At 71.7% G+C, this 21091-nt stretch carries 20 protein-coding genes and 1 tRNA gene; 13 read left to right on the forward strand and 8 right to left on the reverse strand.

The annotated features are described in order from the left end of the window. Positions 1-222: 222 nt before the first annotated feature. From BCF33_RS11395 to BCF33_RS11410, 4 genes are read right to left on the reverse strand one after another with little or no spacing between them, the layout of a single operon-like run. Positions 223-792: a cob(I)yrinic acid a,c-diamide adenosyltransferase gene (locus BCF33_RS11395; protein ID WP_106161041.1), complete on the reverse strand. Its 570-nt coding sequence runs from the start codon at positions 790-792 to the stop codon at positions 223-225. Next, a complete protein-coding gene (locus BCF33_RS11400) occupies positions 792-992 on the reverse strand; it encodes a twin transmembrane helix small protein (protein WP_106161042.1) in 201 nt (66 codons plus the stop codon). Before BCF33_RS11400 ends, BCF33_RS11395 begins: the two co-directional genes overlap by 1 nt. Positions 993-1051: 59 nt before the next feature. Next, a complete protein-coding gene (locus tag BCF33_RS11405) occupies positions 1052-1882 on the reverse strand; it encodes an SDR family NAD(P)-dependent oxidoreductase (RefSeq protein WP_106161043.1) in 831 nt (276 codons plus the stop codon). A 39-nt stretch (positions 1883-1921) separates the two neighbouring features. Further along, positions 1922-2446, reverse strand: a complete 525-nt coding sequence (locus BCF33_RS11410) for an SH3 domain-containing protein (protein ID WP_106161044.1) — start codon at positions 2444-2446, stop codon at positions 1922-1924. A gap of 153 nt (positions 2447-2599) precedes the next feature. On the opposite strand from BCF33_RS11410, the gene parC reads away from it, so the two are divergent. From parC to BCF33_RS11430, 4 genes are all read left to right on the forward strand, one after another. Then, positions 2600-4900: a DNA topoisomerase IV subunit A gene (parC, locus tag BCF33_RS11415; RefSeq protein WP_106161616.1), complete on the forward strand. Its 2301-nt coding sequence runs from the start codon at positions 2600-2602 to the stop codon at positions 4898-4900. Between the two features lie 61 nt (positions 4901-4961). Then, the gene (locus BCF33_RS11420; protein ID WP_211292386.1) at positions 4962-5624 is read left to right on the forward strand and encodes a hypothetical protein; all 663 of its coding nucleotides are present in this window, start codon (positions 4962-4964) and stop codon (positions 5622-5624) included. A 93-nt stretch (positions 5625-5717) separates the two neighbouring features. Continuing rightward, complete coding sequence (gene tuf, locus BCF33_RS11425) at positions 5718-6893, forward strand: elongation factor Tu (protein WP_106161045.1); 1176 nt, start codon at positions 5718-5720, stop codon at positions 6891-6893. 139 nt (positions 6894-7032) lie between these two features. After that, the gene (locus BCF33_RS11430) at positions 7033-7293 is read left to right on the forward strand and encodes a hypothetical protein (protein WP_106161046.1); all 261 of its coding nucleotides are present in this window, start codon (positions 7033-7035) and stop codon (positions 7291-7293) included. Positions 7294-7339: 46 nt separating this feature from the next. On the opposite strand, the gene BCF33_RS11435 is transcribed toward BCF33_RS11430, so the two are convergent. Both BCF33_RS11435 and BCF33_RS11440 read right to left on the reverse strand, forming a co-directional pair. Further along, the gene (locus BCF33_RS11435; protein ID WP_106161047.1) at positions 7340-7912 is read right to left on the reverse strand and encodes an outer membrane protein; all 573 of its coding nucleotides are present in this window, start codon (positions 7910-7912) and stop codon (positions 7340-7342) included. A 99-nt stretch (positions 7913-8011) separates the two neighbouring features. Further along, positions 8012-8713, reverse strand: coding sequence for a lysophospholipid acyltransferase family protein (locus BCF33_RS11440; RefSeq protein WP_106161048.1), 702 nt, complete (start codon positions 8711-8713; stop codon positions 8012-8014). An 84-nt stretch (positions 8714-8797) separates the two neighbouring features. Here BCF33_RS11440 and BCF33_RS11445 point away from each other — a divergent pair. The 8 genes from BCF33_RS11445 to rplL all read left to right on the forward strand — a co-directional run bounded on the left by BCF33_RS11445 (position 8798) and on the right by rplL (position 13520). Further along, positions 8798-8873 (forward strand) — tRNA-Trp (locus BCF33_RS11445). A 267-nt stretch (positions 8874-9140) separates the two neighbouring features. Further along, positions 9141-9335: a preprotein translocase subunit SecE gene (secE, locus tag BCF33_RS11450; RefSeq protein ID WP_106161049.1), complete on the forward strand. Its 195-nt coding sequence runs from the start codon at positions 9141-9143 to the stop codon at positions 9333-9335. Between the two features lie 102 nt (positions 9336-9437). Further along, positions 9438-9971, forward strand: coding sequence for a transcription termination/antitermination protein NusG (gene nusG / locus BCF33_RS11455; RefSeq protein ID WP_106161050.1), 534 nt, complete (start codon positions 9438-9440; stop codon positions 9969-9971). 125 nt (positions 9972-10096) lie between these two features. Then, on the forward strand, positions 10097-10549 hold the full coding sequence (gene rplK, locus BCF33_RS11460; RefSeq protein WP_106161051.1) for a 50S ribosomal protein L11: 453 nt from the start codon (positions 10097-10099) through the stop codon (positions 10547-10549). Continuing rightward, a complete protein-coding gene (gene rplA, locus BCF33_RS11465) occupies positions 10549-11250 on the forward strand; it encodes a 50S ribosomal protein L1 (protein WP_106161052.1) in 702 nt (233 codons plus the stop codon). The genes rplK and rplA overlap by 1 nt, the downstream gene beginning before the upstream one ends. A 148-nt stretch (positions 11251-11398) precedes the next feature. Then, positions 11399-12520, forward strand: coding sequence for a glycosyltransferase family 2 protein (locus BCF33_RS11470; RefSeq protein ID WP_106161053.1), 1122 nt, complete (start codon positions 11399-11401; stop codon positions 12518-12520). A 43-nt stretch (positions 12521-12563) separates the two neighbouring features. After that, a complete protein-coding gene (rplJ, locus tag BCF33_RS11475) occupies positions 12564-13082 on the forward strand; it encodes a 50S ribosomal protein L10 (RefSeq protein WP_106161054.1) in 519 nt (172 codons plus the stop codon). A 57-nt stretch (positions 13083-13139) separates the two neighbouring features. Next, positions 13140-13520, forward strand: coding sequence for a 50S ribosomal protein L7/L12 (rplL, locus tag BCF33_RS11480; protein ID WP_106161055.1), 381 nt, complete (start codon positions 13140-13142; stop codon positions 13518-13520). A 159-nt stretch (positions 13521-13679) separates the two neighbouring features. On the opposite strand, the gene BCF33_RS11485 is transcribed toward rplL, so the two are convergent. After that, complete coding sequence (locus BCF33_RS11485) at positions 13680-14708, reverse strand: SDR family oxidoreductase (RefSeq protein WP_106161056.1); 1029 nt, start codon at positions 14706-14708, stop codon at positions 13680-13682. 115 nt (positions 14709-14823) lie between these two features. Further along, complete coding sequence (locus BCF33_RS11490) at positions 14824-16002, reverse strand: zinc-dependent alcohol dehydrogenase (RefSeq protein WP_106161057.1); 1179 nt, start codon at positions 16000-16002, stop codon at positions 14824-14826. Positions 16003-16914: 912 nt separating this feature from the next. Between BCF33_RS11490 and rpoB the strand changes: the two genes are divergently transcribed. Continuing rightward, on the forward strand, positions 16915-21072 hold the full coding sequence (gene rpoB, locus BCF33_RS11495; protein WP_106161058.1) for a DNA-directed RNA polymerase subunit beta: 4158 nt from the start codon (positions 16915-16917) through the stop codon (positions 21070-21072). The last annotated feature ends 19 nt before the right edge of the window (positions 21073-21091 follow it).

The following is a 21091-nucleotide window of genomic DNA, read 5'->3' on the forward strand; positions in this document are numbered from 1 at the left end:
CTTCGGCAGGCGTGTCGGGCTGAAGCCCGACCTACGGCGGGACTGGCACAGGGCGGGCTTCAGCCCGCCTTGGCGGGCCGCTTCGGCGGTTCGCCCCCGCCTTTCGGGCCGGGGCTTCGCCCTTCCCGTCGCCGACGGCCCCACTGGGGCCGCCGCCGCTGACATTCGTCAGCGGTTCGCCCTTCCGGGGGGCCGATCGGTCCACCGGACCGATCGCCGCTTTCAGCGGTTCGCGCCCGGAACCCACAGGACGTCGGCCTGGCCGCCGTCGTTGGCGACGCGGCCGGCGACGAAGAACCAGTCGGAGAGGCGGTTGAGGTAGCGCACGGCCTCGTGGTTGATGGATTCCATCGTCGCCAGCTCGACCACCAGGCGCTCGGCGCGCCGGCAGACGGTGCGGCAGAGGTGGAGGTGCGCGGCGAGCGGCGTGCCGCCGGGCAGGATGAAGGAGCGCAGGGGCTCGAGATCGGCGTTCATGACGTCGATCTCGCCCTCCAGGCGGGCGACCTGGGCGGCGGTGATCCGAAGGGGCGGATATTCGGCCTCGGCGTCCTTCTCGTGGTCGGGACGGCAGAGATCCGCGCCGAGGTCGAAGAGGTCGTTCGAGACCGAGGACAGCTTCGGGTCCATCTCGCCGCCATGGAGGCGCGCGAGGCCGAGCGTGGCGTTCACCTCGTCCACCGTGCCGTAGGCCTGCACGCGCAGCGCGTGCTTGGCGACGCGCGCGCCGTCGCCAAGCGCCGTCTCGCCCGCGTCGCCGGTCTTGGTGTAGATCTTGTTCAGGACGACCATCAGGCGCTCCGCATCCAGAGGGCGAAGAGGAGCAGCACCACCGCGCCGAACTGCGCGATGATGCGAAGGCGCATGATCTTGTTGGCGTTGCGGCGGTTGAACTCGCCGCCCTTGGCGAAGCCGCCGATGCCGATCATCAGGATGACCAGCACGCCCAGCGCCGCGAGGATCGCGATCAGCATGAACGGATCGTCTGCCATGGGGCCCCCTTCGGTTGCCGGGGCGACCTAGGGCGGGCCCCGTCCGAAGGGAAGGGAGGTCAGCCCGCCCGCGACAGCAGCGCGTCCCGCAGCGCCGTCGGCAGGAGGCGGCGCATCCCCTCGGCCAGGCGCGTCTCGCGGGTGACGCGGTAGCGGGCGCGCGGGCGCGGCGCGTCGAGCGCGCGCAGCAGGGCCCGGGTCACGCGCCCGGGATGGGCGCGGTGGCCTTCGGGAACCTCCGGCTCGGGCGCGCGCAGGCGGGCCTGCAGGCGCGCGTACTCCGCCGCGCGGGCGGAGGCGCCGGGGTCGATCCACCGCTCGAAATGAGGGACGGAGTTGGTGCGGATGCGCGTCGCGATGGGCCCGGGCTGGATCAGGATGACCCGCGGCCCCGTCTCGCGGCACTCGAGGCGCAGCGTGTCGGCCAGCCCCTCCATCGCGTGCTTGGTGCTGTTGTAGGCCCCCCGCCAGGGCATCGCCGCGAAGCCCAGCACCGACGAGCACCAGACCGCGCGCCCGTCCGGCGCCGCCCGCAGCGCGGGGATCAGGCGGCGGGTCAGGTCGTGCACGCCGAAGAGGTTGGCCTCGAATATGGCGCGCAGGGCATCGCGAGGCAGGTCCTCGGCGAAGCCGGGGGTGGCGTGGGCACCGTTCGCGAAGAGCGCGTCGAGCCTGCCCCCGGTGAGGTCGAGGGCCTGCTCGCAGGCCCGGGCGACGGAGGTCTCGTCGCCCTGGTCGAGGGGGAAGCTCTCCAGGCCCTCGGCGCGCAGGCGCCCGCAGTCGCGGGGCTGGCGGCAGGTGGCGAGCACGCGCCAGCCGCGCGCGGCGAGGGCGTGGGCGGCGTGGTGGCCGATGCCGGAGGAGCAGCCGGTGACGAGGATGGTCCGCATCCGCCCGGCCTGACCGGACGGGGGCCGGGAAGGCAAGCCTCAGCCGTTCAGGAGGCGGGTGGACATCCAGCCCTCGCGGCCGCCGACGGAGATGCGGCCCCAGTTCCCGTCCGTCTCGAGGAGCACGACCTCCGTGCCGCCGGGCCAGGAGGTGATGACGCCGTAATCCGTCCCGGGGCCCGCGCGCATGTTGACGCGGCTGCCCGCGACGGTGCGCGTCTCGCCGGCCAGCTGCACCACGTCCGTGAGGGCGGGGGCCGGGGCGCCGAGGCCCGTGCGGGCGGCGAACTCCTCCTCCGAGAGGGTGGCGACGAGGACGGGGAAGGAGGCGGGCGCCGCGTCGGGGGTGGCCGGGGTGGCCGGGGCGGCGGGGGCGGCGGGGGCGCGCAGCGCGGGGATCAGCCGCTCGGCGCCGAAGGCCTCGGCACGGGCCAGGGCGACCTCGTCGGGCAGGAGGCGGGGGGCGGGGGCCCCCTCGGCCGTCGCCATGCCGTCGCCGCCGCCCGACACCTCGTAGACGGCCCAGAGCGAGAAGAGGAGCGTGAGGGTCAGGATCTTGGACATGGTCGGTCCGGCCGCCCGAGGGGCGGCTTCCTCCTTGTTGTTCCGGTTCGGTTTGCGCCCGCCGCGGCGGGCATGTGTAGAATGTGCGAGACGGGACGAAGTTCCCGCCCAGCGTGCATTGATGCCGCCCCGGCCGGGGGGTAGATGGTGAACATGGCCCCCCGTGAACCCAAGCCCGCCGCGCCCCAGGAGACGCTGATCACCGAGCCGCTGCGCGAGGCGATCGGGCAGCGCTACCTTCAGTACGCGCTCTCCACGATCATGCACCGGGCGCTGCCGGACGCGCGCGACGGGCTGAAGCCCGTGCACCGCCGCATCCTCTTCGCGATGCGCCAGCTGCGGCTGTCGCCCGAAGGGGGCTTTCGCAAGTCGGCCAAGATCTCGGGCGACGTGATGGGCAACTACCATCCGCACGGGGACGGCGCGATCTACGACGCGATGGCGCGGCTGGCGCAGGACTTCACGATCCGCTGGCCGCTCGTGGACGGGCAGGGCAACTTCGGCAACATCGACGGGGACAACCCGGCCGCCGCGCGCTACACCGAGGCCCGGCTGACGGCCGCCGCCGAGATGCTGATGGAGGGGCTGGGCGAGGACGCGGTCGACTTCCGCCCGAACTACGACGGCACCCTGGAGGAGCCGGAGGTCCTGCCCGCGGCGTTCCCGAACCTCCTGGCGAACGGGGCGTCGGGGATCGCGGTCGGCATGGCGACGAGCATCCCGCCCCACAACGTGGGCGAGCTGATCGGCGCGTGCCTGCACCTGATCAGGACGCCGGACGCGCGGGACGAGACGCTGCTGAAGCACGTTCCCGGCCCGGACTTCCCCACGGGCGGCGTCTGCGTCGAGGGCCCCGAGAGCATCGCGCAGGCCTACCGGACGGGGCGGGGCGGCTTCCGCCTGCGCGCCCGCTGGCAGGTCGAGGACCTGGGCCGCGGCCAGTGGCAGGTCGTGGTGACGGAGATTCCCTACGGCGTGCCCAAGGCCAAGCTGATCGAGAAGCTGGCCGAGCTGATCGGCGCGAAGAAGGTGCCCATCCTCGTGGACGTGCGCGACGAGAGCGCGGACGACGTGCGCGTCGTCCTGGAGCCGCGGGCGCGGTCCGTGGACGCGGAGGTCTTGATGGGCACGCTCTTCCGCCTCTCGGACCTGGAGGTGCGGGTGCCGCTGAACATGAACGTGCTGATCGACGGGCGCACGCCGAGGGTCTGCAGCCTGAAGGAGGTCCTGCGCGCCTTCCTCGACCACCGGCGGGACGTTCTGATCCGCCGCTCGCGCAACCGGCTGGGCAGGATCGACCGCCGGTTGGAGGTCCTGGAGGGGCTTCTGGTCGCGTTCCTGAACCTCGACCGGGTGATCGACGTCATCCGCTACGACGAGGCCCCGAAGGACGCCCTGATGCGCGAGGACTGGTCGCGCGACCACGTCCGGGCGACGTCCGAGAAGGACTACCGCACCCCGCCACCCGGCGAGGGGGAGCTGTCGGAGGCGCAGGTCGAGGCGATCCTGAACATGCGCCTGCGCGCCCTGCGCCGCCTCGAGGAGATCGCCCTCGTGACCGAGCGCGACGCCCTCATGGCCGAGCGGGCGGGGATCGAGGACCTGCTCGAGGACGAGGGGCGGCAGTGGGACGCGGTGGCCGGCCAGCTGCGCGAGGTCCGCAAGACCTTCCGGGCCATGCCGCGGGGCGCCCGCATGACCGAGCTGGCCGAGGCGGGCGAGGTGGCCGAGGTCGCCCTGGAGGACATGATCGAGCGCGAGCCGGTGACGGTGATCTGCTCGAGGATGGGGTGGATCCGGGCGATGAAGGGGCATCAGCCCCCCGATGCCCCCGTCAAGTTCAAGGACGGCGACGGCCCCCGCTTCGCCTTCCACGCCGAGACGACCGACCGGCTGATCCTCTTCGGGGGGAACGGGCGGGCCTACACGATCCGCGTCTCGGACCTGCCCGGCGGGCGCGGCATGGGCGAGCCGGTGCGCCTGATGGTGGACCTGCCCAACGACGCGGGGATCGTCGCCCTCCTGCCCCACGTGCCGGGGCGGCGGCTTCTGGTGGCGTCGGACGCGGGCGACGGGTTCCTCGCGCCCGAGGACGGGATCGTGGCGCAGACGCGCGCGGGCAAGCAGGTGCTGAACCTGAAGGGCGCGCGGGCCGCCGTGGTCCGCCCGATGGAGGGCGACCACGTCGCCGTGGTGGGCGACAACCGCAAGATGCTGGTCTTCGCGGCCGCCGAGCTGCCCGAGATGGGGCGCGGCAAGGGCGTGCGGCTGCAGCGCTACAAGGACGGCGGGCTGTCGGACGCACGGGGCTTCGCGCTGGCCGACGGGCTGCGCTGGCTCGACGGGGGCGGGCGCACCCGCACGGTCGCCGACCTGGGCGAGTGGGTCGGCCGCCGGGGCGCCGCGGGCCGGATGGCGCCGCGGGGCTTCCCGCGGGACAACAGGTTCAACTAGGGCGGTTCAACTGCCGGCGTTCCGAAGCTAGCGTGGGGCGGAACGACGGAGAATCCCGCCCATGGCCCGCATCCTCGCGCTTCTCGCGCTGCCCTTCCTCGCCGCCTGCGCCGGGTCGAACGACCCCGACCTGACGGTCCCGCGCGAGATGGGCCTCTTCCAGCTGGGGCACAACGTCGTGGTCGCGCCGGGCCCGCAGCGGGGGCCGTTCAGCCGGGCGGTGGACGAGGAGCGCTTCGCCGCCATCCTGCGGGAGGAGATGGCCCAGCGCTTCGGCCGCTACGAGGGCGGGCGGCTGGTCCATCTGGGCGTCTCGATCGAGGGCTACGTCGTGGCGGCGCCGGGCATCCCGCTGGTGCTGTCGCCGAAGTCGATCCTGATCCTGAACGTCACCGCCTGGGACGACGCGAGGGGCGTGAAGCTGAACCCCGAGCCCGAGCAGATCTACGTCTTCGAGAGCCTGGGCGCCGGCTTCCTGATCGGCTCGGGCTACACCTCCTCGGCGGAGGAGCAGATGCAGAACCTCTCGGAGAACGCGGCGGCGGCGATCCAGCGCTGGCTGCTGGAGCATCCCGGCTGGCTGGGCATGGATCCCGAGGCCGCGCGCGCCGCCCGCAGCGCCCTGCCGCGCCGCCTGACCCCCGGCGAGGTCGCCGCCGCCCAGGCCGAGGCGCGGGCACGGGCGCCAGAGGGGGTGGCGGAGGCCGCCGCCGGGGCGGGCTGACGGCCCGCTTGATTTCCCCAAATGGCCCCATTAGGTGCCCGCGCGATCGCAATCCGGGCCCTTCCGGCCCCCTGGAAAGAGGCGCGCCACGGCATGGCCAAGGAAAAGTTCGAGCGTAACAAGCCGCATGTGAACATCGGGACGATTGGTCACGTGGATCATGGCAAGACGACGTTGACGGCTGCGATCACGAAGTACTTCGGCGACTTCCGGGCGTATGACCAGATTGACGGGGCGCCGGAGGAGAAGGCGCGGGGGATCACGATCTCGACGGCTCACGTGGAGTACGAGACGGATGCGCGGCACTACGCGCACGTGGACTGCCCCGGCCACGCCGACTACGTGAAGAACATGATCACGGGGGCTGCGCAGATGGACGGCGCGATCCTTGTGGTGAACGCGGCGGACGGCCCGATGCCGCAGACGCGCGAGCACATCCTCCTGGCGCGGCAGGTGGGCGTTCCGGCCTTGGTGGTGTTCCTGAACAAGGTGGACCAGGTCGACGACGAGGAGCTTCTGGAGCTGGTCGAGATGGAGGTCCGCGAGCTTCTGTCCTCCTACGAGTTCCCGGGCGACGACATCCCGATCGTGGCGGGCTCGGCGCTGGCGGCGATGGAGGGCACGAGCCCCGAGATCGGCGAGGAGAAGATCCGCGAGCTGATGGCGGCGGTGGACGAGTGGATCCCGACGCCCGAGCGCGCGGTGGACCAGCCGTTCCTGATGCCGATCGAGGACGTGTTCTCGATCTCGGGCCGGGGCACGGTGGTGACGGGCCGGGTGGAGCGCGGCGTGATCAACGTGGGCGACGAGATCGAGATCGTGGGCATCCGCGACACGAAGAAGACGACCTGCACGGGCGTGGAGATGTTCCGCAAGCTTCTCGACCGGGGCGAGGCGGGCGACAACATCGGGGCGCTTCTTCGGGGCGTGGACCGCGAGGGGGTGGAGCGGGGCCAGGTGCTGTGCAAGCCCGGCAGCGTGAAGCCGCACACGAAGTTCGAGGCCGAGGCCTACATCCTGACCAAGGAGGAGGGCGGGCGCCACACGCCGTTCTTCGCGAACTACCGGCCGCAGTTCTACTTCCGGACGACGGACGTGACGGGCACGGTGGAGCTGGCCGAGGGCACCGAGATGGTGATGCCGGGCGACAACGTGTCGTTCAAGGTCGAGCTGATCGCCCCCATCGCGATGGAGGACGGCCTGCGCTTCGCCATCCGCGAGGGCGGCCGCACCGTCGGCGCCGGCGTGGTCTCCAAGATCATCGAATGAACCCAGAACCGGCAGGAAGCCAAGGCTTCCTTCGTGAAAGGGCCCCTCGCGGGCCCTTTTTCGCGCCCGCGGGGGTTCCGCCCGGCAGGGGAATGGGCGAACGAGCCGGCACCGATCCCCTGTCGGAGACCACCCCACCATGCGCGCCGCCATCCTCGCCCCCGCCCTCCTCTCGCTCGCGGCCTGCGCCGGGGGCGGCGGCGGGCCGGCGCCGAACGAGATGAACGTCACGCAGAGCGGGGGCGGCACCTTCTCCGGCGTCGCCGGCTCGGGCTGGACCGACGAGGAGCTGCGCGAGAACGCGTTCGGCGTCCTGTGCCCCGCCGGGCGCCCGGTGACCGAGCTGTCCGTCGAGCGGGCGCCGGACGGCTCGGCCCGTTTCGGCGGGCGCTGCGGCTAGGCGGGCCGCGGGGGCGACGGCCGGGCCACCTCCCCCGCCCGCCGGATCAGAACCCGCGGCGGATGCCGAGCGAGATCGTGGAGCCTTCCCGGTCGTTGCCATTGTTGAGCTCGTAGTCGTAGCGGTCGTATTCCAGCGCGATGCCGAAGCCGCCGCCCAGGGCGTACTCGCCCCCGAAGCCGACGCCGAGGGTGCTGCCGGAATCGTCCTCCGAGAAGGGGCCGGCGGAGAGGTTGAAATAGGCGCTCCGCACGCTGAGCTTGCCATAGACGGCCGCGCGCTTGTTGACCGCGTAGCCCAGGCGCACCGACGCGGCGACCTCGTATTCCTCCTCGATCGTGAGTGCGACGCCCGTGCCCGCGATCTCGGCGCTTCCTTCGGCGTTCGAGAAGGCGGCGCTGAACTCGAAGCCCGCGTAGAAGCCGGCCGGCGTGACCGCGTTGCGCCCGATGGCGAAGCCCAGGCGCTGGCCGTCGACATCGGGCGCGCCGGGAGAGTCGAACTCGCTCGTGGCGGCGAAGATGCCGACATAGGAGCCCCCGAGGGCGTTCTGCGCCGAAGCGGCCCCGGCTGCCGCCGTGGCTGCCGCGACCGCGACCGCGGCGATGATGGTCTTCATGAAGATGTCCCCTTCTTTCCTTCCATCCCCTCCCCTAGCGGCTCGGCGGCGGATTTCGGCCGGTCGGGGCGGAAGGGCCGCAGGGCTGTTGCGGCGGGGTCACGGCGCGTCGGCGGCGGCCTCCTCGCGCAGCGCTTCGAGCGCGCGGGTCAGGGCCCCGGCCGCGTCGCGCGCCGCCTCCGGTCCGGCCCTGCGGTCCGGGACCGGCGGCCCCGGCGCATAGAGCGCGAGGGCGGGCCCCCGCCGGGGCCAGAGCGTGCCGTCCCAGCCCGGTAGGCGCCGGGCGCCGCGCTGCGCGAACGCGGCGAGCCAGATCGGCGCGCGGGCGGCGGCGGCCATCTCGACCACGGCGGCCTTGGCGATCCGCGCCGGTCCCGAGGGGCCGTCCGCCGCCATGGCGAGCGCGCCCCCCGCCCGCATCCAGCGCAGAGCCTCGCGCTGGCCGGCGAGGGCCTGGCGGGGCCGCATGTCGATGGGCGCGAGGCCGAGGCGCGCCACGTGCGCCGATCCGACCCGCCCGATGGGCCGTGGCGAATGCACCGAGGCCACGGGCGCGGGAAGGCGGACGAGGACGGGCGGCGCGAGGAGCAGCCCCTCGTGCCAGAGGGCGATCACGACGGGGCCGTCCGCCAGCGCCTCGCCCAGCGCGTCCGCGCCCCGCACGGTCCAGCGCATCCGGCGGGCGGCGCGGGCCGAGGCCGCGGAGAGGAGCCGGGCGTTGGCCTCGATCGCCCCCTCCCGCAGGCCGGGGAACCGGGCCTTCAGCCACCGGCGGGCCGGGCGGGGCAGGGGCGCGCGCATGGCAGCGGGATGCGGCCCCCGGCGCTGCGGCGCAAGGCCCCGCTTGCGGCGTCCCGCGCGCCGCGCTAGGGGACGGGCCGGCCTAGGGGTGTAGCTCAGTTGGTAGAGCATCGGTCTCCAAAACCGAGGGTCGGGGGTTCGAGCCCCTCCGCCCCTGCCAGGCCCACGGGCGCCGGCCTTCGGCGCGGGCGCCGCCGGGCCGCCCGGGAAGCCCCTCGACGGAGCGTCTCGACGACGCCCGGTGCCGGCGGGGAGGGGACCGTCCGGCGCACCTCGTCATCCCATCCTTCGCGGGCCCCGCGGGTCCCGGCCGCCATCGGCACCGGCCCGGCCTTCGACCGTCGCCGGCGGCAGCGAGACGCGCCGGCGCGCCCTTGCGCCGGGCCGCCGCGCTCCGTATCTGCCACGCGCCGCAGGAGGGCAGCCCATGGCCACCAATCCGCTGAAGTTCGTGAACGAGGTCCGGTCGGAGGTCTCGAAGGTCACCTGGCCGACGCGGCGCGAGGTGCTGCTGACCACCGTCATGGTCTTCGTGATGACCGCGCTGCTGGCGTCGTTCTTCGCGCTCGTGGACTTGCTGATCCGGTTCGGGCTGAACGGGATCCTGGGCATCTTCGGCTAGGGCCGCGCGCGGGCCTTGCGCCCGGCCGCGCCCCGTGCCACACGGCCCGCCGTTGGAACGGCGCGCGCTTGGCGCGCCCTTTTTGTTTGTCGGAGCCCCGTCATGGCGAAGCGTTGGTACTCGGTGAGCGTCCTCTCGAACTTCGAGAAGAAGATCGCCGAGCAGATCCGCCAGAAGGTCGCCGAGCGGTCCCTGGAGGACGAGATCGACGAGGTCCTCGTCCCCACGGAGGAGGTGATCGAGATCCGGCGCGGCAAGAAGGTCCCGACCGAGCGGCGCTTCATGCCGGGCTACGTCCTCGTGCACATGGAGATGTCGGACGAGGGGTTCCAGATCATCAACGCGATCCCGCGCGTGACCGGCTTCCTCGGCCCCCAGGGCAAGCCGATGCCGATGCGCGACGCCGAGGTCGAGGCGATCCTGGGCCGCGTGGACGAGCAGAAGGAGGCGCCGCGCACGCTGATCTCGTTCGAGATCGGCGAGAAGGTGAAGGTCACCGACGGCCCGTTCGAGGATTTCGACGGCGAGGTCGAGCAGGTCGACGAGGAGGCCCAGCGCCTGAAGGTCATGGTGTCGATCTTCGGCCGCGAGACCCCCGTCGAGCTGGAGTACACGCAGGTCGCGAAGCAGTCGTGACCCGCGCGGGGGCCCGAGGGCCCCGCGATCCGTGGGAGGGGAGGGGGTCGCGTCCCCCGAGCCGGACCACGTCAACCCGAAGGGCCCCCGGCGCGCCGGCGGCCCGTTGAGAGAGGAGGCCGACGATGGCCAAGAAGAAGGTCGGCAGCATGAAGCTGCAGGTCCCTGCCGGGCAGGCGAACCCCTCGCCGCCCGTGGGGCCGGCGCTGGGGCAGCGCGGCATCAACATCATGGAGTTCTGCAAGGCGTTCAACGCCAAGACGCAGGACATGGAGCAGGGCGCCCCCTGCCCGACCGTCATCACCTACTATCAGGACAAGTCCTTCACGATGGACATCAAGACGCCGCCGGCGTCCTACTACCTGAAGAAGGCGGCGGGCCTGAAGAGCCAGGGCAAGCGCAACCGTCCCCGCGGCGCCGAGAAGCCGGGCCACGAGACGGTCGCCACCGTGTCCACCAAGCAGCTGCGCGAGATCGCCGAGGCCAAGATGAAGGACCTCAACGCGTCGGACGTGGACGCGGCCATGCAGATCATCCTGGGCTCGGCGAAGTCCATGGGCATCGAGGTGAGGGGCTGATGGCCGGGATCGGAAAGCGCAGGAAGGCCGCACTGCAGGCCTTCGAGGGCAAGGAGAACGTCACCGTCGAGGAGGCGGTCTCGCTCGTGAAGGCCAACGCCAACGCCAAGTTCGACGAGACCGTCGAGGTGGCGATGAACCTCGGGGTGGACCCGCGGCACGCCGACCAGATGGTCCGCGGCAAGGTCACGCTGCCCAACGGCACGGGCAAGACCGTCCGCGTCGCCGTCTTCGCGCGCGGCGCCAAGGCCGACGAGGCCAAGGCCGCCGGCGCCGACGTCGTGGGCGCCGAGGACCTGATGGAGGCCATGCAGGGGGGCGACCTGGACTACGGCCGGGTCATCGCCACGCCCGACATGATGCCGATCGTCGGCCGCCTCGGGAAGGTGCTGGGCCCCCGGAACCTGATGCCCAACCCCCGCGTGGGCACGGTGACGATGGACGTCGCCGAGGCCGTGGAGGGCGCCAAGGGCGGCGAGGTGCAGTTCCGCGCCGAGAAGAAGGGCGTGATCCACGCCGGGATCGGCAAGGCCTCCTTCGACGAGAAGGCCCTGGCCGAGAACCTGCGCACCTTCGTGGACGCGGTCGCCAAAGCCAAGCCGTCCGGCGCGAAGGGCACCTACATGAAGAAGGTCTCGCTGACCTCGACCATGGGCCCGGGCGTGACCGTCTCGGTCGAGGACGCGGTCCCCTCGCAGTAGGGCGGCGCGTCGAGAACGCATCGGGGGCGGTCCGGCGACGGGCCGCCCCCTTTACGTTGTTGCCGATCGGTCACGGGCCCCCGGGATCGGGAGGCGCCGCGCGCCGGGTGCCCCGATCCGGACACATCTCGTCCGCAGCGCAGATGTCATGGGGCGGGGAAGGCGAGAGAAGCGGCGCGACGCGGCGCCGGAGGACTGGGCGGTCGTCTGCGTCCTGCGCGAGCCGCCGGGTCAGGTCAGGCGCTTCGTCGCGTACCATCTCGAGGCGGGGGCGAGCCGGGTTCACCTGATATTCGACGACCCGTTCGATCCCGCTTTGGACGTCGTCGCCGGCATGGGCCGCGTCGAGGCGACGCGCGCGGCCCCGCGCTTCTGGGCCGAGCTGGGCCTGGACCCCGCCATCCGGTTCACCAAACGGCAGAACGCCGCGCTGACCTGGGCCTACCACCGGGCGCGAGAGCCCTGGCTCGCGGTGGTCGACGCGGACGAGGGGGTGCACGTGCCCGGCGGGCTCGGCGCCGCGCTCGGTACGCTCGACCCGTCGGTGGGTTCGGTCCGCCTCGCGCCCGCCGAGGCGGTCGCCGTTCCCGGCCCGGAGGAGACCTTCCGGCGCGCGGTCCGCAGCGGCGCGGCGCGGCGCGTGCACGGCGAGGCTGCCGCGCTCTTCGGGCGGAACCATGGGCTGGTGGGCCACTCCGCCGGAAAGAGCGTGTACCGGACCGGGCAGGGCGGGCTCGTCCTACGCCAGCACTGGGCGAACGGCCAGCACGCCCCCGTTCACAGGATGCCGGGCGCCGAGGGCTGCTTGCTGCATTGGGTCGGCCGGGGCTGGGAGGCATGGCGCGCCAAGCTCGAATGGCGCTTGGCCGGGCACGGCTTCCGACCGACGCTGCGCGGCGTGCTTCGGCCGCTCGTCGAGGCGGGCGACGAAGCCGGGCTGCGGGCGGCGCATGAGGCGCTGCATACCTTGGATGCCGATCAGGTGGCGCTGATGGACGAGATCGGCGCCCTGGTCCGTCCGGGGATCGACTGGGACGGCATCCTCGCACGGCACTTCCCCGAGGATGCCCCCAGGGCTTGCGCGCCGCCGCCCGAGCCGGTAGGGGCATCCAGCCCGGACCCGTCCGGGCACCACGTCCGAGACGGCGGGTCGGCGAGAGCCGGTAATTCCTGCCCGAGACGGGAGACAGGGTATGATCCGCGCCGGGATGCGTCCCGGGGCGATGCCGCGATCCCTTCGGACTTCGAGCCCCCTCAGGGGGGAGACTGAGCCGGGGGGGCGCGAAGGCGGTCCCTCATGATTGGAGAGAACCGTGGATAGAGCCCAGAAAGAGAACGTGGTCGAGGAACTCGGCCAGATCTTCGAAAGCTCTGGCGTCGTGGTGGTGTCCCGCTACGAAGGCATGACGGTCGCCGAGATGCAGGACCTTCGGGGGCGCATGCGCGCCGCCGGCGGCTCCGTGCGCGTCGCCAAGAACAGGCTCGCCAAGATCGCCCTCCAGGGCAAGCCCGCCGAATCCGTCGCCGAGTACCTGACCGGCATGACCGTCCTCGCCTACAGCGAGGATCCGGTCGCCGCCGCGAAGGTCGTGGACGAGTACGCCAAGGACAACCAGAAGCTGGTGGTCCTGGGCGGCACGATGGCGGGCGAGGCCCTGGACACCGCCGGCGTCAGCCGGGTCGCCAAGCTACCCAGCCGCGAGGAGCTCGTCGCTCAGATCGCGTCTTGCATCGGCGCGCCCGGATCGAACGTCGCCGGGGCGATCGGCGCGCCCGCCTCCGACATCGCGTCGATCCTGTCGACGATCGAGGAGCGGGCCGAGGCCGCCTGACCGAAATGCCTTCGGGGCGCGCCCCGATGACGGAACGCAAAGGGAAAGAGAAGCGAAATGGCTGATCTCAAGAAACTGGCCGAGGACATCGTCGGCCTCACCCTCCTGGAGGCCCAGGAGCTGAAGACCATCCTCAAGGACGAGTACGGCATCGAGCCCGCCGCCGGCGGCGCGGTGATGATGGCGGGCCCCGGCGGCGACGCCGGCGGCGCGGCCGAGGAGGAGCAGACCGAGTTCGACGTCATCCTGAAGTCGGCCGGCGCGTCCAAGATCAATGTGATCAAGGAAGTCCGCGGCATCACGGGCCTTGGCCTCAAGGAGGCCAAGGAGCTGGTCGAGGCCGGCGGCAAGGCCGTGAAGGAGCAGGTCTCGAAGGACGAGGCCGAGGACATCAAGGGCAAGCTCGAGGCGGCCGGCGCCGAGGTCGAGCTGAAGTGATCCCCCCGATGTGATCCCCCGGGGCCCGAGGGCCCCGGGGGTCGCACGAAGGGCGTCCCCGAAATGGGGGCGCCCTTCCTCGTTCCGGGCCGGCCGGAAAGGCGCGCGGCCCGCGTCCCGGCGCCTCGAGGCGGATCTCCGCCCGGCCCGGCGAGCCTCTCACGCGTCTCGGCGGTTCGGGCGGCCCCTTCGCCGCCCTGCCAGCGCGGCCAGGGCCAGCGCGCCCATGCCGAGAACGGCGAAGGCGGCGGCGGGATGCTTCTGCGCCATGAGGAGGGTCGAGACCTCGCGCGGGGGCGGGCCGGGCTGGTTGGACCGCTCCTCCATCCCGCGCGCGGTGCCCCGGAGGTTGTCGCGCATTCCCGCGCGGGGCGGCCGGTCGGTGGTCTGCGCGGCGCGCCCCATGAGCTCCATCCCCAGGTCCGCGAGGCGCGGCGCCAGTCGGCCCGCCTTGGCGGTCAGCCATCCCGCCCCACCCACGTCGAGGTCGCGCGCGTCGTGGGTGCAGGCATGGGCGATGGCGTCGGCCACCACCTCGGGGGCGTAGACGCGGGGCGGGTTCGTGGTGCCGGCCGCGTCCACGTGGCTGCGCGCGTGCTCCATGTAGGGGGTGTCGACCGAGCCGGGCTTGATCAGCGTGATCGACAGGTCCAGCCCCGCCTCGGCGCATTCCATCCGCAGCGCGTCCGTGATCGCCTTCAGCGCGTGCTTGGAGGCCGAGTAGGGCCCCTGCAGGATCATCGCGCGGTCGCTGAGCTGCGAGCCCACCGTGACGATCTTGGCGCACAGCCCCTCGCGGTGCAGGCGCACGGCCTCGAGCATGCCGTGGAGCGCGCCCCAGTAGTTGGTCTCGAAGAGGCTGCGCTGCTCGTCCAGCGGCACCTCCTCGACGGTACCGTAGATGGCGACGCCCGCGTCGTTGATCCACGTGTCGATCCGGCCCCAGCGGTCGAGCCCGGCGCGGGCGGCCGCCCGCAGCGCGTCTCGGTCGGCCACGTCGCAGGGATGGGGCAGCGCCCGGTCGCGGCCGAGTTCCTCCGCGAGGGCCTCGAGGTCCTCGGCCCCGCGCGCCACGAGGATCAGCCGCGCGCCCTCGGCGGCGAGGCGGCGGGCGGAGGCGAGGCCGATGCCGGAGGTGGCGCCGGTCAGGAGGATCGTCTGCTCGGAAAGGGGTTTGAGGTCGGGCATGGGAACTCCGTCGGGTGGGGATCTTCGGGCGCCCCCCGCCGGCCGCGGGCCGGCGGGGAGGGGGACGCGGCGCGCTTCTCCGGGCGGCCGCGCGTCAGGGGGTCCAGGAGGGGGTTCAGGGGGTGAGGACCACCTTGATGCAGTCGTCCTTCTTGTCCCTGAACGTCTCGTAGAGGTCCGGCGCGTCGCCGAGCTTGCCGCGATGGGTGATGAGGAAGGTCGGATCGACGCGCCCCTCACGGATGTGGTCCAGCAGGACGTCCGTGTGCTGCAGCACGTGGGTCTGGCCCATGCGGAAGGTCAGCCCTTTGGCGAAGGCCGCCCCGATGGGGAACTTGTCCACGATGGCGGCATAGACCCCGGGGATCGAGACGATGCCCCCCTTCGAGCAGCACAGGATCGCCTCGCGCAGCACGTGGGGGCGGCCCGTCTCCTGGAAGGTGGCGGTCTTGATCCGGTCGTAGACCGCGTCCATCACCCCCGAGCCGTGCGACTCGAGCCCGACGGCGTCGATGCACTTGGCGGGCATGCGGCCGCCCGTGGCCTCCCTCAGGAAGTCGTAGGGCTTCACCTCGCTGCGATCCACGGGCTCGGCCCCCCTCGCGCGGGCCATCTCGAGCCGCTCGGGCACGTCGTCGACGACGAAGATCCGCTCCGCCCCCAGGAGCTTGCACGATTCGAGGCAGAAGAGCCCGACGGGCCCCGCGCCCCAGATGGCCACCGTGTCGCCCGGGCCGACCTGCGCGTTGACGGCCGCCTGCCAGCCCGTGGGGAAGATGTCCGTCAGGAAGAGGACCTGCTCGTCGGCCATGCCCTCGGGCACCTTCATGTGGGTGGTGTCGGCGAAGGGGACGCGCACGTATTCCGCCTGCCCCCCGTCGTAGCCGCCGTAGAGGTGCGAGTAGCCGAACAGCCCGCCGGAGGCCTGCCCGTTCAGCTTGGCGAGCTTCTCCGCGTCCCTGTTGCTCTCGTCGCAGAGCGAGAACTCCTGCTTGCGGCACCACGCGCACGAGCCGCAGGCGATGGTGAAGGGGATCAGGATGCGGTCGCCCTTCTTCAGGTCGCCCGCCTGCGCGGCCTCGGGGCCGACCTCCTCGACCACGCCCATGAACTCGTGCCCGATGATATCGCCCTTGCGCATCTCGGGGATGAAGCCGTCGTACATGTGAAGGTCGGACCCGCAGATGGCCGTGGACGTGACGCGGATCACCGCGTCGCGCGGATGCTCGATGCCGGGGTCGGGATGGGTGTCGACGCGGAAGTCTCCGGTCCCATGATAGGTTACGGCGCGCATGGGTTCCTCCTGGGGAAGGGGGGACGGAGGCGCGGGCGCCCCGGTCCGGTGGCGGGGATCGGTCGTGGGCGGCGGCCGCGTCCGGCCGCGCGAGGCCGCCCGCGGCGTCCGGCGGGGCCATCCGCGGCATCGGCCGGGGCGCCGCCGACATGACGGCGGCATGGGGCGAGGGCGGGAGGATCGCCCGCCGTTTCACGTCGCGGCTTGCCGCAAAGGTGGAACATCGCTCGCTGCCCCGCATGTCGTGCGTCGTGTGTGGCAGGGGTTTAAGGGCCGAACCCGAGGGAAGGGTTCCGCCGCGCCGTGCGTCCCTCCGGCCGGGCAGGCGCGGAACCGCCGGGCCTCGCGGGCGGAGGCGGGGCCGATCGGGGCGTCGCGGGGGGCGGGCCGGGCGCATGGCCGTGCCGCACGGCTCACGCGGCGGGCGTGGCGCCCTCATTCGTTCCGGCGCCTCGGGGCGAGCCCTCCCGGAGCGGCGCCCTTCCCGAAGCGAAGCGGCCCGCCCCGAGGCGCCCGAGACCCGCTCAGGGCGGACCCGGCGAGGAGGGCCCGGGCGGGGCAGGATCTCCGCGCCCGCAGGCACGCCCAGGTTCTTCGCCGTGCCCACTTGACGCCCCGGTCCCATCTCGCCATATGCGCCTCCTGCGCCCATGGACCTGACCTGACATCATCATCGCCGAATGAAAGCCGGTCCCCTTGGGCCGGTTCGATCACGTTCTGACGTAGCGCGCCGCACACGCATCTCGGCAAGGGCCCAAGGGCCCTTCCCCAGGTGCGGGACGGCCGATCGGGAGGCCCCCCCGTGGGACGGGGGGTCACGAATGGATCGGCCGGGCCCCCCTTCTCGCTTGCCCGAACCGCCATTGCCCGGCGGCGGTTCCGGCGAAGAGACATGAGAGGCGATCAGACCCTATGGCGCAGACCTTCCTCGGCCAGAAGCGTATCCGCAAGTACTACGGCAAGATCCGCGAAGTGCTGGAGATGCCGAACCTCATCTCCGTCCAGAAGACATCCTACGACCTCTTCCTGCGGTCGGGCCACTCGGGCGAGCCGCTCGACGGCGAGGGGATCAAGGGCGTCTTCCAGTCGGTCTTCCCGATCAAGGACTTCAACGAGACCGCGATCCTCGAGTTCGTTCGCTACGAGCTGGAGAAGCCCAAATACGACGTGGAGGAGTGCCAGCAGCGCGACATGACCTATGCCGCGCCGCTGAAGGTCACCCTGCGCCTCATCGTGTTCGAGGTGGACGAGGACACGGGCGCCAAGTCGGTCAAGGACATCAAGGAGCAGGACGTCTTCATGGGCGACATGCCCCTGATGACGCCCAACGGCACCTTCATCGTGAACGGCACCGAGCGGGTCATCGTCAGCCAGATGCACCGCAGCCCGGGCGTGTTCTTCGACCACGACAAGGGCAAGACCCATTCCTCGGGCAAGCTGCTCTTCGCGTGCCGGATCATCCCCTATCGCGGGTCCTGGCTGGACTTCGAGTTCGACGCCAAGGACATCGTCTACGCGCGCATCGACCGGCGCCGGAAGCTGCCGGTGACGACCCTGCTCTATGCCCTCGGCATGGACCAGGAAGGCATCATGGACGCCTACTACGACAACGTCGAGTTCCGGCAGCGCAAGGGCGAGGGCTGGGAGACGAAGTTCTTCCCCGACCGCGTGCGCGGCACCCGCCCGGCGCAGGACCTCGTGGACGCCGGGACCGGCGAGGTGATCGCCAAGGCCGGCGAGAAGGTGACCCCGCGCCAGGTCAAGAAGTGGAAGGACGAGGGCGAGGTCACGGACCTCCTCGTGCCGTTCGACGCCATCCTCGGCCGCTTCGTGGCCAAGGACATCGTCGACGAGAAGACCGGCCACATCTACGTCGAGGCCGGCGACGAGCTGACCTGGGAGGTCGACAAGGACGGCGAGGTCACGGGCGGCAGCCTGAAGGCCCTGCTCGACGCGGGCGTGACGACGATCCCCGTGCTCGACATCGACAACGTGAACGTCGGCCCGTACATCCGCACCACGCTGGCCGCGGACAAGAACTGGAACCGCGAGACGGCCCTGATGGACATCTACCGGGTGATGCGCCCGGGCGAGCCGCCGACCGTCGACGCCGCCTCGAACCTGTTCAACACCCTCTTCTTCGACAGCGAGCGCTATGACCTCTCGGCCGTGGGCCGGGTGAAGATGAACATGCGTCTCAACCTCGATGCCGAGGACACGGTGCGCACCCTCCGCAAGGAGGACATCGTCGCCTGCGTGAAGGCCCTCGTCGAGCTGCGCGACGGCCATGGCGAGATCGACGACATCGACCATCTCGGCAACCGCCGGGTGCGGTCCGTCGGCGAGCTGATGGAGAACCAGTACCGCGTCGGCCTCCTGCGGATGGAGCGCGCGATCAAGGAGCGGATGTCGTCGGTCGAGATCGACAACGTCATGCCGCAGGACCTGATCAACGCCAAGCCCGCCGCCGCGGCGGTGCGCGAGTTCTTCGGCTCCTCGCAGCTCTCGCAGTTCATGGACCAGACGAACCCGCTCTCGGAGGTGACGCACAAGCGGCGCCTGTCGGCCCTGGGCCCCGGCGGCCTGACGCGCGAGCGCGCGGGCTTCGAGGTGCGCGACGTCCATCCGACCCACTACGGCCGCATGTGCCCGATCGAGACGCCGGAGGGGCCGAACATCGGCCTCATCAACTCCCTCGCGACCTTCGCGCGGGTGAACAAGTACGGCTTCATCGAGACGCCCTACCGCCGCGTCGAGGACGGGCAGGTCACGGACGACGTGCAGTACATGTCCGCGACCGAGGAGATGCGCCACACGGTCGCCCAGGCGAACGCGAAGCTGTCGGATGACGGCAGGTTCGAGAACGACCTCGTCTCCGTCCGCCAGTCGGGCGACTACACCATGATGACGCCCGAGGCGGTGGACCTCATCGACGTGTCCCCCAAGCAGCTGGTGTCGGTCGCGGCCTCGCTGATCCCGTTCCTCGAGAACGACGACGCGAACCGCGCGCTCATGGGCTCGAACATGCAGCGCCAGGCGGTGCCGCTCCTTCAGGCCGAGGCGCCCTATGTGGGCACCGGCATCGAGGAGGTGGTCGCGCGCGATTCGGGCGCGTCGATCATGGCGGCGCGCGGCGGCGTGGTGGACCAGGTGGACGCGCAGCGGATCGTGGTCCGCGCGTCAGAGGACCTCGAGCTGGGGGACGCGGGCGTCGACATCTACCGGATGCGGAAGTTCCAGCGCTCGAACCAGAACACCTGCATCAACCAGCGCCCGCTGGTGAAGGTGGGCGACACCGTCCGCAAGGGCGAGGTGCTGGCCGACGGCCCGTCCACCGACCTGGGCGAGCTGGCGCTGGGCAAGAACGTGGTCGTCGCGTTCATGCCCTGGAACGGCTACAACTACGAGGACTCGATCCTCATCTCCGAGCGGATCACGCGGGACGACGTGTTCACCTCGATCCACATCGAGGAGTTCGAGGTCGCCGCGCGGGACACCAAGCTCGGCCCCGAGGAGATCACGCGCGACATCCCCAACGTCGGCGAGGAGGCGCTTCGCAACCTCGACGAGGCGGGCATCGTCTACATCGGCGCGGAGGTGGGTCCGGCGGACATCCTGGTGGGCAAGATCACCCCCAAGGGCGAGTCCCCCATGACCCCCGAGGAGAAGCTGCTGCGCGCGATCTTCGGCGAGAAGGCGTCGGACGTGCGCGACACGAGCTTGCGCCTGCCGCCGGGGGATTTCGGCACGGTGGTCGAGGTGCGCGTCTTCAACCGGCACGGCGTCGAGAAGGACGAGCGCGCGCTCCAGATCGAGCGCGAGGAGGTCGAGCGCCTCGCCCGCGACCGCGACGACGAGCAGGAGATCCTGGACCGCAACATCTACGCGCGCCTGCGCGGGATGATCGAGGGGCAGGTCGCCGCCAAGGGGCCGAAGGGCGTGAGCGCTGGCACAAAGATTGACGCCGCGCTGCTCGACGGCCAGCTCTCGCGCGGGCAGTGGTGGCAGCTCGCCATCGAGGACGAGGAGACGGCCGGCCAGGTCGAGGCCCTGAACGAGCAGTACGAGATCCAGAAGCGCACCCTCGAGGCCCGCTTCGAGGACAAGGTCGAGAAGGTCCGCCGCGGCGACGACCTGCCGCCGGGCGTGATGAAGATGGTCAAGGTCTTCGTCGCCGTGAAGCGCAAGCTGCAGCCGGGCGACAAGATGGCCGGCCGCCACGGCAACAAGGGCGTCATCTCGAAGGTCGTGCCGATGGAGGACATGCCCTTCCTCGCGGACGGCACCCCTGTGGACTTCGTGCTGAACCCCCTGGGCGTGCCCTCGCGCATGAACGTCGGGCAGATCCTCGAGACGCACATGGGCTGGGCCGCGCGCGGCCTCGGCCTGAAGGTCGACGAGGCGCTGGAGGAGTATCGCCGCACGGGCGACATGAATCCGGTGCGCGACGCGCTGAGGATCGCCTATGGCGACGACACCTACGGCGAGGCCTTCGACGGCATGACCGAGGACGAGGTGACCGAGGCGGCGGGCAACGTCGTGCGCGGCGTGCCCATCGCCACGCCGGTCTTCGACGGCGCCAAGGAGGGCGACGTGGACGACGCGCTGGTGCGGGCGGGCTTCGACAAGTCGGGCCAGTCCGACCTCTTCGACGGCCGCACGGGCGAGAAGTTCGCGCGCCCCGTCACGGTCGGCATCAAGTACCTGCTGAAGCTGCACCACCTCGTGGACGACAAGATCCACGCGCGCTCGACCGGGCCCTACAGCCTCGTCACGCAGCAGCCCCTGGGCGGCAAGGCGCAGTTCGGCGGCCAGCGCTTCGGCGAGATGGAGGTCTGGGCCCTGGAGGCGTACGGCGCGGCCTACACCCTGCAGGAGATGCTGACGGTGAAGTCCGACGACGTGGCCGGCCGGACCAAGGTCTACGAGTCGATCGTCAAGGGCGAGGACAACTTCGAGGCCGGCGTGCCGGAATCGTTCAACGTCCTCGTCAAGGAAGTGCGGGGCCTCGGCCTCAACATGGAACTCCTGGACGCGGAGGAGGACGAGGCGGTCGAGCCGGCCGAGTAGGGCCGCCGATCCCTCGGGG

The organism is Hasllibacter halocynthiae (assembly GCF_003003095.1).
Taxonomy (GTDB): Bacteria; Pseudomonadota; Alphaproteobacteria; order Rhodobacterales; family Rhodobacteraceae; genus Hasllibacter; species Hasllibacter halocynthiae.

Excerpts from the sequence above, each read along its gene's own strand:
- BCF33_RS11395 (WP_106161041.1), bottom strand. The coding sequence starts at position 792 with ATGGTCGTCCTGAACAAGATCTACACCAAGACCGGCGACGCGGGCGAG.
- BCF33_RS11400 (WP_106161042.1), bottom strand. The coding sequence starts at position 992 with ATGGCAGACGATCCGTTCATGCTGATCGCGATCCTCGCGGCGCTGGGC.
- BCF33_RS11405 (WP_106161043.1), bottom strand. The coding sequence starts at position 1,882 with ATGCGGACCATCCTCGTCACCGGCTGCTCCTCCGGCATCGGCCACCAC.
- BCF33_RS11410 (WP_106161044.1), bottom strand. The coding sequence starts at position 2,446 with ATGTCCAAGATCCTGACCCTCACGCTCCTCTTCTCGCTCTGGGCCGTC.
- parC (WP_106161616.1), top strand. The coding sequence starts at position 2,600 with ATGGCCCCCCGTGAACCCAAGCCCGCCGCGCCCCAGGAGACGCTGATC.
- BCF33_RS11420 (WP_211292386.1), top strand. The coding sequence starts at position 4,962 with ATGGCCCGCATCCTCGCGCTTCTCGCGCTGCCCTTCCTCGCCGCCTGC.
- tuf (WP_106161045.1), top strand. The coding sequence starts at position 5,718 with ATGGCCAAGGAAAAGTTCGAGCGTAACAAGCCGCATGTGAACATCGGG.
- BCF33_RS11430 (WP_106161046.1), top strand. The coding sequence starts at position 7,033 with ATGCGCGCCGCCATCCTCGCCCCCGCCCTCCTCTCGCTCGCGGCCTGC.
- BCF33_RS11435 (WP_106161047.1), bottom strand. The coding sequence starts at position 7,912 with ATGAAGACCATCATCGCCGCGGTCGCGGTCGCGGCAGCCACGGCGGCA.
- BCF33_RS11440 (WP_106161048.1), bottom strand. The coding sequence starts at position 8,713 with ATGCGCGCGCCCCTGCCCCGCCCGGCCCGCCGGTGGCTGAAGGCCCGG.
- secE (WP_106161049.1), top strand. The coding sequence starts at position 9,141 with ATGGCCACCAATCCGCTGAAGTTCGTGAACGAGGTCCGGTCGGAGGTC.
- nusG (WP_106161050.1), top strand. The coding sequence starts at position 9,438 with ATGGCGAAGCGTTGGTACTCGGTGAGCGTCCTCTCGAACTTCGAGAAG.
- rplK (WP_106161051.1), top strand. The coding sequence starts at position 10,097 with ATGGCCAAGAAGAAGGTCGGCAGCATGAAGCTGCAGGTCCCTGCCGGG.
- rplA (WP_106161052.1), top strand. The coding sequence starts at position 10,549 with ATGGCCGGGATCGGAAAGCGCAGGAAGGCCGCACTGCAGGCCTTCGAG.
- BCF33_RS11470 (WP_106161053.1), top strand. The coding sequence starts at position 11,399 with ATGGGGCGGGGAAGGCGAGAGAAGCGGCGCGACGCGGCGCCGGAGGAC.
- rplL (WP_106161055.1), top strand. The coding sequence starts at position 13,140 with ATGGCTGATCTCAAGAAACTGGCCGAGGACATCGTCGGCCTCACCCTC.
- BCF33_RS11485 (WP_106161056.1), bottom strand. The coding sequence starts at position 14,708 with ATGCCCGACCTCAAACCCCTTTCCGAGCAGACGATCCTCCTGACCGGC.
- BCF33_RS11490 (WP_106161057.1), bottom strand. The coding sequence starts at position 16,002 with ATGCGCGCCGTAACCTATCATGGGACCGGAGACTTCCGCGTCGACACC.
- rpoB (WP_106161058.1), top strand. The coding sequence starts at position 16,915 with ATGGCGCAGACCTTCCTCGGCCAGAAGCGTATCCGCAAGTACTACGGC.